The sequence below is a fragment of the Roseococcus sp. GW821-FHT12F05 genome, from assembly GCF_058806835.1.
Map to the genome: position 1 here is coordinate 864,710 of NZ_JBXAQB010000001.1, position 15,019 is coordinate 879,728.

Below are 15,019 nucleotides of genomic sequence, written 5' to 3' on the forward strand. Positions count from 1 at the left end.
GGAGATCCGGGATGTTCCGACGCACGCTGCTCGCCACGCCGTTCCTGGCCACGCCGGCCCTGGCGCAAGGCGCCTATCCGGGCCGACCCATCCGGCTCGTCGTGCCCTTCGCGCCCGGCGGGCCGTCGGACACGCTGGCGCGGGCTTTCGCCGACAAGCTGACGGCGATCCTCGGCCAGACGCTGGTGGTTGAGAACCGTTCCGGCGCCGGCAGCACGGTGGGGTCGGACGTCGTCGCGAAGGCGGCGAAGGACGGCTACACGCTGCTCTTCAACAATGTGAGCCAGGCGACCAACCCTTTCTTCTTCCGCCACCTCGCCTTCGACCCGCTGCTGGATTTCGCGCCAGTGGCGCTCCTGGCCGAGAGCCCGGTGGTGCTGCTCGGCGCGCCGAATCTGCCGGCCAACGACCTCGCGGGCTTCATGGTGCAGGTGCGCGACCATCCCGGCCGTTTCGACTACGGCAGTGCCGGCAATGGCAGCGCGGCGCATCTCGCCGTGGCGCGGCTCCTGAGCGAGGCGCAGCTCTTCATGACGCATGTGCCCTATCGCGGCGTGGCGCCGGCCATCGCCGACCTGCTGGCGGGCACCATTTCCCTGGTCGGCGACACGGCGACGACCGGGCTCGCCCAGGCGCGCGGCGGGCGGCTGAAGGCGCTCGCGGTCACCTCGCGCACGCGCATGCCGCAGGCGCCGGAGCTTCCGACGGTACGGGAATGCGGCATCCCCGGCCTCGACAACTACGCCATGACGTCCTGGAACGTGCTGCTCGCCCCCTCGGGCACGCCGGGTCCGATCGTCGCGCAGCTCAACGCTGCCGTGCGGCAGGCCAAGGCCGATCCGGCTTTCGCGGCCGCGCTCATCGCCATGGGCAACACCGCGATGGACGACGCGGACCCCGGCGCGGTGCAGGATTTCCTGGCCGCCGAGCAGACGCGCTGGGGCGAGGTGCTGCGCGCCGCCGGCATCCAGCCTCAGTGACTGCGCTGCGCCCCTTGGGCGCCGGCCGGGTGGTGGACGAGGCCACGACGGCGCTGCGCGAGGCCATTCTTTCGGGCGAGATCGCGCCGGGCGAGCAGCTTTCGGTGCCCGCGCTCTCGGCGCGCCTGGGCGTCTCGCGCTCGCCGGTGCGCGAGGCGGTGCTGGCGCTGGCGGCCGAGGGGCTGGCGGTGGAGCGGCCCCGCCGTGGGGTGGTTGCCGTCGAGTTCGGCCCTGGCGATGCCGATGCGATCCATGAGGTGCGCGAGCCGCTGGAGGGCCTGGCCGCGCGCCTCGCCGCCGGGCGCATCGATGCGTCTGGCCTGGATGCGTTGAAGGCTGTCCTGGCCGAGCAGGCGCGCCATGTCGCGGCCGGCGACGAGGCCGGCTTCTTCCGGACCAACGCGCAGTTCCACGCCCTGGTCGCCCAGGCCTCCGGCAATTCCGAGCTGCCGCGGCTGCTGGGCTCGCTGGAGGGCCGGATGGCGCTGGCCCTGCGGCGCGTGGCCAGCCGGCCGGGCCATCGCAAGTCGGCGCTGGCGGAGCACCGCGCGGTGCTGCGGGCCCTCGCCGAGGGCAACGGTGCCGTGGCGGAGGCGGCCATGCGCGGCCACCTCGCCGCGACAAGGGCGCGAGCGGGCCTCCACGGCAACGACAGCTGAGCGGCGGGACCGAAGGCGGGAGGCGCCGGAGGTCTGAGCCCCGCGATAAGACAGACGACGAGATCATGATGAGTGAGCGGATGCGAACTCGTCACGCTCTAGGGGGCCGGCCACCCGTCCCGCGCCGCACGGCGCAGGCTCGACCGGACGACCACGTGATGGAAGGGCCGGATGGCGGCGAGGTAAAGCCGGCCCAGGAGGTTGTGGCAGTTCACCACCGTCGTTGCGACGAGCTCCCGCGCGGTCCCCGGCGGGCCGGGTTGGAGCAGGACGGAGATGCGGAAGTCGAGGTGCCTGTCGTCCTCGCCCAGAACCAGCTCCCGCTCCGAGCGCGAGCGGATGCGGAAGAAATCGATGTGCTCGCCCTCCGAGGCGGCAACTTCGGCCCGCAAGTCCCGCGAGGTCTTCAGGCCGACGCGCCCCACGCCGGCGTCGCGCAGCCGCAGGAGCGCGCGCAGCCAGGGAGTCGGGCGCCCCAGGACGACGCGAGCCAGCGCTTCGACGTCGGCACCGGCCTCGGGCGGCACCGCGACCGCATAGGCGTCTAGCAGGTCGGCTCCCGCGAAGAGAGACGCGATGCGGCTGTCCGACGGCGGGGCGACGCGCCGGACATGCGCCACGGCACCGGCCGCGCGCGTGGCGGCTCGGCTGGGCTGTTGTGCCGCACGGATCGGTTGCATGACGGCATGGTAGCTCGTGGCGCGGCGCGGCGCACGGCGCTCCATCGTGCGGACGCGGACCAATCCGGCTGCTGCCCCCGGCCAAATTGGTCCGGTCCCCTGCACGGTTTGCACCCCTGCGGACCGCACCATGCAAGGCCATATCCCTTTCTAAGAACGGCAAAAGGGCGATAGCCTTGCACCCCATGGCCAAGCCCCGCGTCGCCCTCTTCGTCACCTGTCTCGTGGACCTCTACCGGCCCACGGTGGGTTTCGCGGCCATCCGGCTCCTCGAGGAGGCCGGCTGCGAGGTCATCGTCCCCGAGGCGCAGACCTGCTGCGGCCAGCCCGCCTTCAACGGCGGCGACCGGCGCTCGGCCCAGGAGATCGCCCGCCAGGTGATCGATAATTTTTCGGCCTACGACTACGTGGTGGCGCCCTCTGGCTCCTGCGCCGGGATGATGGCGCACCACTACCCCAGCCTCTTCGGCGACATCGACCCGCACTACCGCGGCAAGGCCGAGGCCATGGCGGCCAGGACGCACGAGCTCGTCTCCTTCCTCACCGACGTGATGGAGATGGACCGGGTGAAGGCGCAGTACGACGGCACCATCACCTATCACGACAGCTGCGCCGGCCTGCGCGAGCTCGGCGTGAAGGCGCAGCCGCGCCGGCTGCTCGATACGGTCGAGGGGCTGGAGGTCGCGGAGCTCTCCGAGCCCGAGATCTGCTGCGGCTTCGGCGGCACCTTCTGCGTGAAGTACCCCGAGATCTCCACCCGCATGGTCACCGACAAGGTGAAGGACATCGAGGGCACGGGCGCCGACACGCTGCTCGCCGGCGACATGGGCTGCCTGCTCAACATGGCCGGCCGCCTGCGCCGCGAGGGCAGCCCCATCCATGTGCGACACGTCGCCGAGGTGCTGGCGGACATGACGCGCGAGGCCCCGCCGATCGGAGAGGCGCCATGAGCCTGACCCTCGACAGCATCGCCGACGAGGTCGCCGATCGCGGCTTTGCCCGCCGCGGGCCCGGCGAGGTGCGCGAGCTGGTCCGCGGCTCCGACGCCGAGCTGCGCGATTTCGCCGAGAGCTGGCGGCGGCTGGAGACGGACGGCTTCATGCGCGACGGCGGCCGCTACCGCCTGCGCCGGCTGGCGAATTTTGCCGCGATCCCGGGTGAGTCCGGCCACCGCCGCGGCCTGCACCGCGCGCATTTCCAGGCCACCGTCCACAACACGCTGAACGGCGGCGTGGACCGCTGGTTCGCGCCCGTCGAGGACGAGACGGTGGCGAACCCCTTCTGCCAGGGCCTGCTGGAGCTCGGCCGCGACGTGGCGGACCGGCTGCACCCCGGCACGCGCTGGTTCGTCGAGATGCACCAGTTCCGCGTCCAGGCGCAGCCCAACTCGCCGGGCCATCCGACGCCCGAGGGCGTGCATCACGACGGCGTGGACGTGGTGCTCATCGCCATGCTGGCGCGCACCAACCTGAAGGGCGGCGAGACGCGGGTGACGGACGATGAGGGCCATGAGCTGGCGCGCTTCACGCTGGACGGGCTGCTCGACCTCGTCATCGTGGACGACCGCCGCGTGATGCATGGCGTGACGCCGGTGGAGCCGGCCGACGACGCGCTGCCCTCCAGCCGGGACGTGCTGGTCCTGACCTGGAAGCGGGCCTAACCCAGCAGCTTCTTCTCGATCGCCCGCAGACGGTGCCCGAGCTGCGCCTGTGCCGCCTCGATCAGGTCGTTCACGTAGTCCACCGAGATCGCCGGCGAGAGGCTGGGCGCCGCCGGCAGCTTCCCGGCGATCAGCGCCTCCAGGGCCGCCAGCCGCTCGCGCATCTCGGTCCGCAGCGCGGCAAGGTCCGCGCCCAGGGCCGAGACCTCGCTCGCCAGGGCCGGGGCGACGGAGCCGGTCGCTGCCGTCTCGCGCAACGCCGCCATCTCGGCCCGCAGCGCATCCGTGCGCAGGCGGAGCTGGGCGGCCAGGGCCTGCTCCGGCGGCACGGGCGTCGCGTCCAGGGAGAGCGGCAGCGCCTTCAGCCGCCCCTCCTCGGAGCCGTAGATGCGCTGCAGCGCTTCCAGCCGGCGCCCCAGCTGGCCGGCGATCAGGGCCAGGTGATGCTCGAACCCCGCCTCGTCCGGCCAGCGCCCCAGCGCGGCCAGATAGGCATTCACCACGAAATCGGCGTCGGACCCGTGCAGCAGCTCGCCCGCGGTGATCATCCCGCGGCCTTTCCGTTCGGCAGCGTGATCCGGAGCCGCCGGTACAGGGCGTCCAGCCGCTCGGCATAGCGCTCCGGGCTGAATTCGGCCGCGCGGCGGGGGCCGGCCTCCTCCAGCCTTCCGCGCAGACCGGCGTCACCGTCCAGCGCGCGCAGCGCCTCGGCCATTTCGCGCGTGTCGGTCGGCGTCACGGTCACGGCAGCGTCGCCCACCACCTCGGGCAGGCTGGAGGTGTTGGAGGTCATCACCGCCGTGCCGAGCTGCATGGCCTCGATCGCCGGCAGGCCGAAGCCCTCGTAGAGCGACGGGAAGCACAGCGCCTTGGCGTGGCGCAGCAGGATGTCCACGTCGAGCCGCGGCACGTAGCCGAGATGGCGGATACGGCCATCGGCCGTGCGGGTGCCGCTGGCCTCGGTCAGCAGGCGCATCTCGTCCTTGCCGTGCTCGGCCACGTTGCCGACGATGACGAAGGGCGTCGTGATGCCGGAGGCGAGATAGGCGTCCAGCAGCCGCGCCAGATTCTTTCGCGGCTCGATGGTGGAGACGAAGAGGAAGTAGCCGCGCGGCTCCAGCCCGTGCGCCGCCCGCAGGCGCGCGACGGACATCGTCTCGTCCATCGGCTCGGCCGGCGGGAAGACGGGCTGGTAGGTGTTGGTGATCCGGTCCTCGGCGATGCCGAACTGCTCGATGATGTCCTGCCGCGCGTGCTCCGACACCGTCACGATGTGCTCGGCGTCGCGCACCAGGATGCGCAGCGTGTTCAGCCAGCGCGACTTGATGTCGAGCGTCGCCCAGGGCAGCCGCAGCGGGATCAGGTCGTGGATGGTGTAGATGTTGCGCGTGCCGACCAGCCGCATGGCGTGGCTGTAGGTCCAGTGCATGAGGTCCGGCGGCGTGCCCTGCACCCGGACGGGCAGCAGCCGGCCGGTCACCGTGAAGTTCACCAGGGCGCGGCCGAAGGCGTCGTTGGCGTTCCACAGCTCGTCCACCGGCGGTAGGCTGGCCGTGGTGAAGCTCTTGTAGGTGATGGCGGAGGTGGCGCTGCTGTCCACCATGCGCGAGATCTGCACCGGCTGGGCCAGCGGCCCGCGCGGCTCCCTCGCCATGTCGATCAGCCGCTGGCGCAGCGAGCGGTTGGGCTTGGCGCGCGCGTCGAAGAAGCGGACCTCCCGCTCCGTCGCGTCCTTGAGCCGCGGCATGGGGCGCCCGTAGAGGATGCCGAGGTTGGCGCCGAGCCCGCGCAGCGTGGCCGCATGCCCCCGCGAATAGGTGGAGATGCCGGTGCCATGGGAATGGGTCAGCGAGAAGCCGTCCATCCAGATACGAGGAGCGTCACCGGGCATGGACCCACCTTGCCTTCACGGCGACAAGGCGACAAGGCTGCCATGAAATCACCCGCATCTGCCGGCACATCCTCCCGCACTGAGATACAGGAATGCTCCGTCACATGAGTGCAACCGACATCGTTCCCGTCATCCTTTCGGGCGGAACGGGCAGCCGGCTCTGGCCGCTGTCGCGGGAGTCGAATCCCAAGCAGTTCTGGCCGCTGCTGACCGGGCGGACCATGGTGCAGGAGACGGCGCTCCGTGCCTCCGGCCCCGGCTTCGCGCCGCCGATCGCCGTGGTGGGCGAGGCGCACCGCTTCCTGGTGGCCGAGCAGCTGCGCGACGCCGGCATCGCCGACCCCCAGATCGTCCTGGAGCCGGAGGGCCGCAACTCCGCCCCGGCCATCGCCGTCGCCGCGCTGCTGGTGGCCGAGGCCAACGCCGATGCGGTGATGTGGATCATGGCGGCCGACGCCGCGATCCAGGACGTGCCGGCCCTGCATGCCGCCATGGCGCTGGCCGCCGCGGCGGCGCGGACCGGCCGTATCGTGACCTTCGGCGTCCGGCCGAACCAGCCGCACACCGGCTTCGGCTATATCGAGATGGGCCCGACGCTGGAGGAGGTGCCCGGCGTCCATATCGTGGCCAGCTTCAAGGAGAAGCCGGACCTCGAGACCGCGCAGCGCCTCTCCACCGACGGAAAGCACGTCTGGAACAGCGGCATGTTCGTGGCGTCGGCGGCCACCCTGCTGCAGGAGCTGGCGCAGCATGCGCCGGAGGTGCTGACGGCGGCGCGGGCGGCGCTGGCGGCCTCCGGCCGCGACCTCGACTTCATCCGCCTGGGCGTGGAGGAGTTCCGCAAGGCCCCTTCCGTCTCGATCGACTATGCGGTGATGGAGCACACGCGCCATGCCGCCGTGGTCCCGGCCGACCTCGGCTGGAGCGACGTGGGCAGCTGGGACGCGCTGTGGGAGGCTTCGCCCAAGGATTCCCACGGCAACGTGCTGCACGGCCCGGTGGAGGCGCTGGATTCCGAGGGCTGCCTGGTCCGCTCCGAGGGCATCCTGACCGCCGTGCTGGGCCTGAAGGACGTGGTGCTCGTCGTCAACGACGACGCCGTGCTGGCGATGCCGCGCGACCGGGCGCAGGACGTGAAGAAGATCGTCGAGCGGCTGCGCGCCAAGGGCGACAAGCGCGCCACCGAGCATCGCCGCATGTACCGCCCTTGGGGCCATTACGAGGGGCTGATCCTGGGCGACCGCTTCCAGGTGAAGCAGATCGTCGTGCGGCCCGGCGGCAAGCTCTCGCTGCAGAAGCACCACCATCGCGCCGAGCACTGGGTGGTGGTGAGCGGCACGGCCCGGGTGCGGCGCGACGCCGAGAGCATCCTGCTGACCGAGAACCAAAGCGTCTACCTGCCGCTCGGCTGCACGCACCGGCTCGAGAATCCTGGCATGATCCCGCTGGCGCTCATCGAGGTTCAGGTGGGCTCCTATCTCGGCGAGGACGACATCGTGCGCATCGAAGATACCTATGGAAGAAGCTAATTTTATGCCCTCAGACGCCGGGCGCCGCCTCCGGCGGCTTGGCTTCGCCGCGCGGCTGGAGCGCCGGGCCGGAAGGTCGGTTGGGCGGCGCCGGCCGCTGTGCGGCCGGATTCGTGTTGCGCGTTCCCTGACATCACCGGACACCGTGGCTGGGGAGATCGCCCCCGGTGCCTGAGGGCGGGACGCCATCCCCGCGCATCGTGGTGGACCTGACGGACCTGCTCGAATTCTTCGAGGGCAACCGCGCGCCCATGGGCGTCGCGCGGGTGCAGATGGCGCTGCTGGAGGCGGGCTTCGAGACCGGCGCCCCGCCGCTCTTCGATCTCGCGACCTTTTCGATGGAGCAGGGCGCCTTCGTCGCCTTCCCGCAGCCGGTGCTGGCTGCCCTCATCCGCGGCGGGCGCCAGGGCGGCTCGCCGGACGCCGAGGACTGGATCGCCCTGCGCCAGGAGATGCGCGACGCCCGCATCGCCGCCGCGCCCTTCGCCTTCCAGTCCGGCGACCGTGTGGTCGCGCTGGGCCTCACCGGCGCCTTCCCGCAGCAGCTCCGACGCCTCCGCGAGCTGCGCCACGCCCATGGCGCGGTGATCTGCACCCTCTTCTACGACGCCATTCCCCTCGCCGCGCCGGAGCATTGCGAGGCGCTGCTCTCGCGCAGCTTCGCCGAGCACCTGCTGGCCACCTGCCTGCAGATCGACCGCGCGGTGGCCATCAGCGCCCGCTCCGCCCATGATTTCCAGGAGTGGCAGCGCCGCCTGCTGCCGCAGCTCGACATCCCCTGCGGCGTCATGCCGCTCGACGCGCGCTTCCCGCCGCTGGCCGATTCCGTAGCCCTCGCCGAGGACGAACTGCCCGCCGTCCTGCGTGAGGGCCGCCCCTTCGTGCTCTGCGTGGCGACGCTGGAATCGCGAAAGAACCATCTGCTGCTGCTGCACGCCTGGCTGACCCTGCTGCGCCGCCACGGCGACGCGGTGATCCCGGACCTGATCCTCGTCGGCCGCCCCGGCTTCGAGGCCGCGCCGATCCTGCGCCTCATCGAGGCCGCGCCCGAGCTGCGGCGCCGGGTGACGCATCTGCGCCACGTCGGCGACGCGCTGCTGGGCCGGCTCTACGAGCGCTGCCTCTTCACGGTCTTCAACAGCTTCTACGAGGGCTGGGGCCTGCCCGTCACCGAGGCGCTGGCACATGGCAAGCTCGCCCTGGCCCCCGACCACACCAGCCTGCGCGAGGCCGGCGGCAGCGCCGCCCTCTACTTCACCCCCCAGAGCGAGCCGGAGCTGGTCGAGGCCGCCTGGTCCCTCATCCGCGATCCCGCACGCCGCCGCGCGCTGGAGGAGGCCATTCCCGGCCGGGTGTCCCTCCGCAGCTGGCGTGCGGTGGCGGAGGGGCTGGTCGCCACCCTGCTGGCGCCGGCCGATCCGCTGCCCGACCCGTCGGGCCGCCTCTACTTCCCGATCGGCGAGCGCATCGGCTTCGAGCGGCCGGAGATCCCCGACCTGCCCGACCTGCCGGCCCCCTTCGCCCTGCTGCACCAGCTCCTCTGCGAGGGCGAGGGCTGGGGCGAGCAGGAGCGCTGGGGCATCTGGGCGACCTCGGGCCCGGCGCGGCTGCGCCTGCCCATGCACGCGCCGCCGCACGGCACGCTGGTCCTGACGCTGGAGGTGACGGGCGTGCCCGGCCTCGCCAGCCGGGTCCGGCTGCGCTCGATCCGCCCGGGCGCCGGGCCGGATCCCTGGATGGCCGCCGAGCTCGGCGCCGGCGAGGCGCGGCACCTGCGGCTGGTCATCCCGCCCTGCGAGCCGGGCGACCTGCTCGTCGAGATCGACACCTCGGGCGCGATGCGGCCGCCGGGCGAGGAGCGGGTCCTGACCCTGCAGCTGACCGGGCTGATGATCTGCGCCGAGACCGAGACGGAGCTGCAGCTCCGCTACGTGACGGGCCGCCTCGGAGTCCAGGCGCTCGCCTAATTCGCCGGCGGCGGCGCCACCGGCAGCGCGGCCGTGTAGGGCTCGATCCGCAGGCTCTCGTTGCGCATCACCGCGATCCGCCGCGTGGTGGCGAAGCGGGTGGAGCCGTCCGGCGCGCGGCCAACGACGTACTGCCAGGCGGTGAGCTGGCCGTTGGCGACCAGGGCGCGGGCGATGCGCTCGACCTCCGGCCCGGAGCCGAGGGCGGCCATCTCGGCCTCGGTCAGGCCGATCGTGACCTCGTCGCGCGGGCCGACGACCTTGAACAGCTTCACCGCCGGGGTCTGGGCGGTGGCGGTGCCGAGCCAGCCGGCCGCAAGGGCGGCCAGCGCGACGGTGCGGCGGGTGATCTGGGACATGGAGGCGCTTCCTTGCCACGGCCGACATGATGCCGTGCCATGGATGGCGGAGGCTTCCCACAAGATCAGGGGCCGGGAAACGTGAAATTCGCCGTTCGATCCGGCGGCGTGACGAACGCGACAGACGCCGCGTCCCTCTATCGCGTCAGTCCCTTCTCGGCGAGCGCCCGCTCGTATTCCGCCCAGCGTTCGGCCTGCTCGCGGCCCAGCTGGTGGAGCGTCTCCCAGGTGTAGAGGCCGGTGTCGTGCAGGTCGTCGAAGAAGATCCGCACGGCGTAGTTCCCGACAGCCTCGATCTTCATGATGCCCACGTGCCGCCGCCCCGTGACGAGCTTCTTCTGCCCCGGCCCATGCCCCTGCACCTCGGCCGAGGGGCTTTCCACACGCAGGTACTCCGCCGGCAGCGCGAAGCGGCTGCCGTCGTCGAAAGCGACGTCGAGGGTCTTGTCCGCCGAGCGGTAGCGCAGCTCGGTGACGGAGGTCGCCATCAATCCAGCTTGCGGGCCTGGTCGGGCAGCATGATGGGGATGCCGTCGCGCACGGGATAGGCGAGGCCGGCCGCCTCGCTCACCAGCTCGCCCTTCTCCCGGTCGTAGCGGAGCGGCTGCTTGGTCACCGGGCAGACCAAGATCTCCAGGAGCTGGGGATCCACGGCGCCGGCGGTCTTGGGCGTATCGGTCATGGCGAAGTCCTAGCTCGGCCGTCCGCCCGGCGGAAGCTCCCCGCCCCCCCAGGACGTTCCATGCGCCGCCATGCGCAGCAGGGCGACCAGGTCGTTGGCACGCTCGACCGGGGTGGCGGCCTCCAGCAGCGCCTGTTTCTCGGCCACGGCGAAGGGGCAGACCATGGAGAGGGTGGTGACCAGCACCGGGCAGCTCATCTGCTCGATGGCCGACCAGTTGGCGTCGATGCCCTTGGCCACGAAATAGGGCTTCAGCGCCGCCAGGATGGCCTCGCGCGGCAGCTCGCCGGGCTCGGGCGGGTCGAGATCGTCGAGATAGGGCGCGTAGTCCGCCCGCACGCGCCGGTAGCCGCGGCGCAGGGCCAGCTCCTCGGCGACGCGGAAGCGCAGCAGGCCCGACAGCGTGATGAGCAGGCGCCCATCCTCCGTCTCCGCGAAGGAGGAGATGCGGCCCAGGCATCCCACATGGTAGAGGCCGCCGCCTTGGTCGGTCCCGGCGGCGGCGGGGTCGCCCTGGACCATGCCGAACATGCGGCCCTCGGCCAGGCTGTCCAGCACCATGGCGAGGTAGCGGGGCTCGAAGATGTTGAGCGGCAGCTTCCCGCCCGGCAGGAGCAGCGCGCCCGAGAGCGGAAACACCGCGATCTCGGCCGGCAGCTGCTCCGGCGCGGGCTGGAAGGGATTCATCACCTGAACAGCAAGGCCGACAGCCCGCGCCGCGCCTTGAGCGTCGCGGGATCGTCGAAGCCCCAGGCCTCGAAGAACTTGAGGAGCTGCTTGCGCGCGGCCTCCTCGTTCCAGGCGCGGTCGCGCTTGATGGCCTCCAGCAGCTGCTGGGCGGCCTCGACTCGCTTCTCGGCGGCGTTGAGCGCGACGGCGAGCTCGATGCGGGCCTCGTGGTCGTCCGGATCCGCGGCCAGCCGCTCCTCGAAGATGCCGAACTTCGACTGGGCGATGCGCCCGGCCTCGGCCAGCTCGATCTGCGCGCGGACGGCGGAGATCTCGGGGCTGGCCTGGAGCTTGGCGTCGAGGTTGTCGAGCATGTCCTTGGCCTGCTGCTCCTCGTCCAGGGCGATCAGGCAGCGGGCGAGGCCGGCGAGGGCCTCGACATTCTCCGGCTCCTGCTGCGCGAGGGCGGCGTAGATCTCCAGCGCGCCGGTGTAGTCCTGTGCCTCGAAGAGCTCCTTGGCCTCGCCGATCAGCTCGGCGGAGGGCATCTGGCCGCCGGCGACCTTGAGCAGGTTCTCGATGAACTTCTTCACCTCGCTCTCGGGCAGGGCGCCCTGGAAGAGGTCGGCGATCTGGCCCTGCCAGAAGGCGGCGACGGTCGGCACCGACTGCATCGGCAGGCCGATCTGCTGCAGCTGCTGGACGAGCTGGCGGTTCTTGTCGATGTCGATCTTCACCAGCCGCACGCGGCCGCCCGAGGCGCGGACCACCTTCTCCAGCGTCGGCGTCAGCGTCTTGCAGGGGCCGCACCAGGTCGCCCAGAAGTCCACGAGCACGGGAACCTGGCGCGAGGCCTCGACCACGTCCTGCATGAAGGTCTTCTGGTCGCCGTCCATCACGGGGTCCGGGCCCGCGGCATTCGGCTGGTTGGGGTCTAAGATCACGTCCATCGGGGTCGGTCCTGGCGAAAGCAGAGAGATGTTGTGGAGTCGGGCATAAGACAAGCCGTGCGGCTTGTCTCCCGCGTCAAGGATCCAGCCTCAGCACCGCCACCTCATGGCCGAGGCCATTGAGGAAGCGCAATAAATCCGCAGGCCGGATGCCGGTGGAAGCGGTGTTCACCAGCGGGTGGAACCAGGCGAGGTCCGGCGCCTCGGCCAGGGCGGCGTCCAGCACCACCCGAACGGAGCCCGGCGGCGCGTTCACCAGCCCGAAGGGGGTGACGCTGCCCGGCGTGACGCCGAGGGTGGCGACGAGCGCCTCCGCCGACGCCATGCTCACCTTGCCCCAGCCGGCCGCGCGGGCCAGGGCGTTGACGGAGACCTTCCGCTCGGCCTCCAGGACGGCAAGCGCGTAGGGACCCTCGCCCTTCGCCGGGGCGAGGAAGAGGTTCTTGGAATGCGCGCCCGGCATCCCGTCGCGCACGGATTCCGATTCCGCGACGGTGAAGACCGCCTGGTGCTCCACCGTGCGGACCTCGATGCCGGCGGCGGCCAGCCGTGCCAGCAGCCCTGCCGGCGTCTCCATCAGCGCGGTGTCCGCCTGCATTCGCTCACCCCGATCATCGCCGCAGCGATGAATCGCCCCCTCGGCCAAGTTCTGCCGTGATCCACGTCAGCGGACCACGTCTAATCCAGCTTCACGTTGTTCGCGCGGACCACCTGGCCCCAGGTCTCGGTCTCGTTGGCGAGCCAGGTGCGGAAGGGCGCGGGGCCCATGGCGCGGACCTCGGCGCCCAGCTCCCCCATGCGGCGCGCGACGTCGGGTACTGCCAGCGCGGCCCGGAAGGCCTCGTCGAGCCGGGCGATGATCGGCGCGGGCGTGGCGCCGGTCACCAGCGCGCCCTGCCAAGTGCCGCTGTCGCCGGCGGGCCAGCCGAGCTCGGAGAAGGTCGGCAGTTCCGGGAAGTCGGCGAGGCGGTGCGGGCCGGAGACGGCGATGCCGCGCAGGCGCCCGTCCTTCACGAAGGGCGCGGTGGCGGTCGCGCCGTTGACGATGAGCTGCGCCTCGCCGCCTGTGACGGCGGCCAGCGCCGCGGCGCCGCCGCGATAGGGCACCTGCATCAGCTCGGCGCCCCAATGCGCGCCCAGCATCAGCGCCGTCAGGTGGTTCGCCGCGCCCACGCCCGAATTGGCGACGTTGATGGAGTTGGGATTCGCCTTGGCGCGGGCCACCAGCTCGGCGGCGTTGCGCGCCGGGACCGATGGGTGCAGCGCCAGGATATAGGGCGCGTAGATCAGCAGGTTGACCGTGGCGAGGTCCTTCGAGGGGTCGAAGGGCAACCGCGTGTAGAGCGAGGGCGCCGTCGCCAGCACGCCCGTATCGATGAGCAGGATGGTCTGCCCGTCCGGGTTGCTCTGGGCCACGAGCTGGGCGCCGAGGTTGCCCGCCGCACCGCTGCGGTTCTCCACCACCACGTTCTGGCCCAGCAGGCGCGTCAGCTCCGGCGCCAGGATGCGGCCGAGGATGTCGCTCGTCCCGCCCGGCGCGAAGGGCACCACGAGACGGAAGGGCCGGTCGAAGGTCTGGGCGATCGCCGGGGCGGCCAGGGGGGAGACGATCGGCGCCGCGGCGAGGGCAAGAATGGCACGACGTTTCATGGAGTTTCCCGGAGCAGGTTTGCCGCTTATCATGCCCTGCATGCGATTGCCGGCAAAGCCGGCTCGTTTGCGGCGCGTCGAAGCCATCGGAGAGACATCTTGCAGCCACCCCGCGATCGTGCCGCGACCTCCCGGACAGCCGGATGAGCGAAGCCTTCCGGATCACCGGCATCAACGAGATCATGGGCGCCCCGGTGCCGACCAGCCGGATTTCCCGGCAGATCATCGGCCCGCATCAGCCCTTCTTCGGCGGGCGCTCCGTCCTCGACGCGCCGGATCTCCGCCAGGAACTCGTGCCGCCCATCGGGCCGAGCATCACCGAGCCGGAGCTGGCGGAGCGCTGGCGGACCTATGACGAGCAGTACCGCGGCGAGGCGCGCCTCTCGCGCTTCTGGGTCGTCGAGCTGGAGCAGGCGATCGTCTACCCGCCCTTCGGCATCGTCGCCGTGGGCGACTATCTCGTCCGCGACACGATCCGCAATCCGAAGATGCTGAAGTCGGTCTTCCCGGAGGGGCAGCTGGAGCGCTTCTGGGCCGCGATGGGCTCCTCGGCGACGCCGATCGCCGACGACACCGTTCCGCCCGCCTATCGCGTGCCCGGCCGGAGCTTCCTGCTCGGCTACGGGCTGGCCGACAACTACTTCAACTGGACCCTGCGCTACGCCTCGCGCGTGGCGCAGTACCAGGCCATCCCGGATGTCGAGCAGCTCGCCGTGCCGATGCCGCGCAAGCGCTACGTGCCGGAGACGCTGGAATTCCTCGGCGTGCCGCAGCACGAGGTGATCCATCTCGAGGCGCCGACGGTCTTCGACCGCCTGGTGCTGGTCTCGCCCATGGCCTTCGGCCGCTACGAGATCTCGCCGCTGATCACCGAGACGTTGCGCGACCATCCCCGCGTGCTGGAGCTCTGGCGGGGCCCGAAGCGGAGGCTCTATGTCCCGCGCCGCAACGTCGGCATGCGCCGCGTGGTCAACGAGGCGGCGGTGGAGGAGGCGCTGCGCCGGCTGGGCTTCGAGATCTTCGACAATGCCGTGCATCCCGTGCGCGAGCAGGTGCGGGCCTTCCGCGACGCCGCGATGATCGTCTCGCCGCATGGGGCGGGCCTCTCCAACATCGTCTATTGCGACGCGGGGACGCCGGTGGTGGAGCTGGTGCCCGAGGGCTACGACCAGGGCGTCACCTCCTATCGCAGCCTCGCGGACATCTTCGGCCTGCCCTATGCGCAACTCTTCGCGAAGGAGGTGAAGCCGGACCGCAGGGGCAACCGCTGCAATTCCGACATCCAGATCGATGTCGAGGAGCTGGTGCGGACGATCGAGGCGATGGCGGCATGACCGTGCCGT

At 71.4% G+C, this 15,019-nt stretch carries 17 protein-coding genes; 7 read left to right on the forward strand and 10 right to left on the reverse strand.

All coding sequences use genetic code 11. The features are described from left to right. Window positions 1-11 precede the first annotated feature (11 nt). Both AC1ROY_RS04385 and AC1ROY_RS04390 read left to right on the forward strand, forming a co-directional pair. On the forward strand, window positions 12-980 hold the full coding sequence (locus AC1ROY_RS04385; RefSeq protein ID WP_493147357.1) for a Bug family tripartite tricarboxylate transporter substrate binding protein: 969 nt from the start codon (window positions 12-14) through the stop codon (window positions 978-980). Next, entirely contained in the window at window positions 977-1,639 is a 663-nt protein-coding gene (locus tag AC1ROY_RS04390) for a GntR family transcriptional regulator (RefSeq protein WP_493147358.1), read from the forward strand. The genes AC1ROY_RS04385 and AC1ROY_RS04390 overlap by 4 nt, the downstream gene beginning before the upstream one ends. 98 nt (window positions 1,640-1,737) lie before the next feature. On the opposite strand, the gene AC1ROY_RS04395 is transcribed toward AC1ROY_RS04390, so the two are convergent. After that, the gene (locus tag AC1ROY_RS04395; RefSeq protein WP_493147359.1) at window positions 1,738-2,382 is read right to left on the reverse strand and encodes a DUF2867 domain-containing protein; all 645 of its coding nucleotides are present in this window, start codon (window positions 2,380-2,382) and stop codon (window positions 1,738-1,740) included. 122 nt (window positions 2,383-2,504) lie between these two features. Between AC1ROY_RS04395 and AC1ROY_RS04400 the strand changes: the two genes are divergently transcribed. Continuing rightward, window positions 2,505-3,269 (forward strand): (Fe-S)-binding protein, encoded by a 765-nt coding sequence (locus AC1ROY_RS04400; RefSeq protein WP_493147360.1) that lies wholly within the window; start codon window positions 2,505-2,507, stop codon window positions 3,267-3,269. Next, complete coding sequence (locus AC1ROY_RS04405; protein ID WP_493147361.1) at window positions 3,266-3,979, forward strand: 2OG-Fe dioxygenase family protein; 714 nt, start codon at window positions 3,266-3,268, stop codon at window positions 3,977-3,979. The genes AC1ROY_RS04400 and AC1ROY_RS04405 overlap by 4 nt, the downstream gene beginning before the upstream one ends. Here the strand turns inward: AC1ROY_RS04405 and AC1ROY_RS04410 are convergent. Together AC1ROY_RS04410 and AC1ROY_RS04415 are read right to left on the reverse strand one after the other, a co-directional pair. Then, window positions 3,976-4,527: a DUF4214 domain-containing protein gene (locus tag AC1ROY_RS04410; RefSeq protein WP_493147362.1), complete on the reverse strand. Its 552-nt coding sequence runs from the start codon at window positions 4,525-4,527 to the stop codon at window positions 3,976-3,978. The two genes, AC1ROY_RS04405 and AC1ROY_RS04410, sit on opposite strands and share 4 nt — an antisense overlap. Then, window positions 4,524-5,870 carry a glycosyltransferase family 4 protein gene (locus AC1ROY_RS04415; RefSeq protein WP_493147363.1) on the reverse strand — a complete coding sequence of 449 codons (1,347 nt, stop codon included), beginning with the start codon at window positions 5,868-5,870 and terminating at the stop codon, window positions 4,524-4,526. Before AC1ROY_RS04415 ends, AC1ROY_RS04410 begins: the two co-directional genes overlap by 4 nt. Before the next feature lie 104 nt (window positions 5,871-5,974). Here AC1ROY_RS04415 and AC1ROY_RS04420 point away from each other — a divergent pair, with 104 nt between their 5' ends. After that, on the forward strand, window positions 5,975-7,399 hold the full coding sequence (locus tag AC1ROY_RS04420) for a mannose-1-phosphate guanylyltransferase/mannose-6-phosphate isomerase (RefSeq protein WP_493147364.1): 1,425 nt from the start codon (window positions 5,975-5,977) through the stop codon (window positions 7,397-7,399). A 167-nt stretch (window positions 7,400-7,566) separates the two neighbouring features. Beyond that, on the forward strand, window positions 7,567-9,366 hold the full coding sequence (locus AC1ROY_RS04425) for a glycosyltransferase (protein WP_493147365.1): 1,800 nt from the start codon (window positions 7,567-7,569) through the stop codon (window positions 9,364-9,366). Here the strand turns inward: AC1ROY_RS04425 and AC1ROY_RS04430 are convergent. The 7 genes from AC1ROY_RS04430 to AC1ROY_RS04460 all read right to left on the reverse strand — a co-directional run bounded on the left by AC1ROY_RS04430 (window position 9,363) and on the right by AC1ROY_RS04460 (window position 13,676). Continuing rightward, a complete protein-coding gene (locus AC1ROY_RS04430; RefSeq protein ID WP_493147366.1) occupies window positions 9,363-9,725 on the reverse strand; it encodes a hypothetical protein in 363 nt (120 codons plus the stop codon). The two genes, AC1ROY_RS04425 and AC1ROY_RS04430, sit on opposite strands and share 4 nt — an antisense overlap. A gap of 137 nt (window positions 9,726-9,862) precedes the next feature. Then, window positions 9,863-10,213 (reverse strand): gamma-butyrobetaine hydroxylase family protein, encoded by a 351-nt coding sequence (locus AC1ROY_RS04435; RefSeq protein WP_493147367.1) that lies wholly within the window; start codon window positions 10,211-10,213, stop codon window positions 9,863-9,865. Then, on the reverse strand, window positions 10,213-10,407 hold the full coding sequence (locus tag AC1ROY_RS04440; RefSeq protein WP_493147368.1) for a Trm112 family protein: 195 nt from the start codon (window positions 10,405-10,407) through the stop codon (window positions 10,213-10,215). The genes AC1ROY_RS04435 and AC1ROY_RS04440 overlap by 1 nt, the downstream gene beginning before the upstream one ends. A gap of 9 nt (window positions 10,408-10,416) precedes the next feature. Continuing rightward, window positions 10,417-11,094, reverse strand: coding sequence for an LON peptidase substrate-binding domain-containing protein (locus tag AC1ROY_RS04445; protein ID WP_493147369.1), 678 nt, complete (start codon window positions 11,092-11,094; stop codon window positions 10,417-10,419). Continuing rightward, window positions 11,094-12,026, reverse strand: a complete 933-nt coding sequence (locus tag AC1ROY_RS04450) for a tetratricopeptide repeat protein (protein ID WP_493147370.1) — start codon at window positions 12,024-12,026, stop codon at window positions 11,094-11,096. Before AC1ROY_RS04450 ends, AC1ROY_RS04445 begins: the two co-directional genes overlap by 1 nt. A 76-nt stretch (window positions 12,027-12,102) precedes the next feature. Then, on the reverse strand, window positions 12,103-12,624 hold the full coding sequence (locus AC1ROY_RS04455; protein ID WP_493147371.1) for a prolyl-tRNA synthetase associated domain-containing protein: 522 nt from the start codon (window positions 12,622-12,624) through the stop codon (window positions 12,103-12,105). An 80-nt stretch (window positions 12,625-12,704) separates the two neighbouring features. Continuing rightward, window positions 12,705-13,676, reverse strand: coding sequence for a Bug family tripartite tricarboxylate transporter substrate binding protein (locus tag AC1ROY_RS04460; RefSeq protein ID WP_493147372.1), 972 nt, complete (start codon window positions 13,674-13,676; stop codon window positions 12,705-12,707). A gap of 143 nt (window positions 13,677-13,819) precedes the next feature. Here AC1ROY_RS04460 and AC1ROY_RS04465 point away from each other — a divergent pair, with 143 nt between their 5' ends. Beyond that, window positions 13,820-15,010 carry a glycosyltransferase family 61 protein gene (locus AC1ROY_RS04465; RefSeq protein ID WP_493147373.1) on the forward strand — a complete coding sequence of 397 codons (1,191 nt, stop codon included), beginning with the start codon at window positions 13,820-13,822 and terminating at the stop codon, window positions 15,008-15,010. Window positions 15,011-15,019 lie beyond the last annotated feature (9 nt).

What these genes read in the sequence shown, in the direction of transcription:
- AC1ROY_RS04385 (WP_493147357.1), top strand. Translation starts at nt 12, where the DNA reads ATGTTCCGACGCACGCTGCTCGCCACGCCGTTCCTGGCCACGCCGGCC.
- AC1ROY_RS04400 (WP_493147360.1), top strand. Translation starts at nt 2,505, where the DNA reads ATGGCCAAGCCCCGCGTCGCCCTCTTCGTCACCTGTCTCGTGGACCTC.
- AC1ROY_RS04405 (WP_493147361.1), top strand. Translation starts at nt 3,266, where the DNA reads ATGAGCCTGACCCTCGACAGCATCGCCGACGAGGTCGCCGATCGCGGC.
- AC1ROY_RS04410 (WP_493147362.1), bottom strand. Translation starts at nt 4,527, where the DNA reads ATGATCACCGCGGGCGAGCTGCTGCACGGGTCCGACGCCGATTTCGTG.
- AC1ROY_RS04415 (WP_493147363.1), bottom strand. Translation starts at nt 5,870, where the DNA reads ATGCCCGGTGACGCTCCTCGTATCTGGATGGACGGCTTCTCGCTGACC.
- AC1ROY_RS04420 (WP_493147364.1), top strand. Translation starts at nt 5,975, where the DNA reads ATGAGTGCAACCGACATCGTTCCCGTCATCCTTTCGGGCGGAACGGGC.
- AC1ROY_RS04430 (WP_493147366.1), bottom strand. Translation starts at nt 9,725, where the DNA reads ATGTCCCAGATCACCCGCCGCACCGTCGCGCTGGCCGCCCTTGCGGCC.
- AC1ROY_RS04435 (WP_493147367.1), bottom strand. Translation starts at nt 10,213, where the DNA reads ATGGCGACCTCCGTCACCGAGCTGCGCTACCGCTCGGCGGACAAGACC.
- AC1ROY_RS04440 (WP_493147368.1), bottom strand. Translation starts at nt 10,407, where the DNA reads ATGACCGATACGCCCAAGACCGCCGGCGCCGTGGATCCCCAGCTCCTG.
- AC1ROY_RS04445 (WP_493147369.1), bottom strand. Translation starts at nt 11,094, where the DNA reads ATGAATCCCTTCCAGCCCGCGCCGGAGCAGCTGCCGGCCGAGATCGCG.
- AC1ROY_RS04450 (WP_493147370.1), bottom strand. Translation starts at nt 12,026, where the DNA reads ATGGACGTGATCTTAGACCCCAACCAGCCGAATGCCGCGGGCCCGGAC.
- AC1ROY_RS04455 (WP_493147371.1), bottom strand. Translation starts at nt 12,624, where the DNA reads ATGCAGGCGGACACCGCGCTGATGGAGACGCCGGCAGGGCTGCTGGCA.
- AC1ROY_RS04460 (WP_493147372.1), bottom strand. Translation starts at nt 13,676, where the DNA reads ATGAAACGTCGTGCCATTCTTGCCCTCGCCGCGGCGCCGATCGTCTCC.
- AC1ROY_RS04465 (WP_493147373.1), top strand. Translation starts at nt 13,820, where the DNA reads ATGAGCGAAGCCTTCCGGATCACCGGCATCAACGAGATCATGGGCGCC.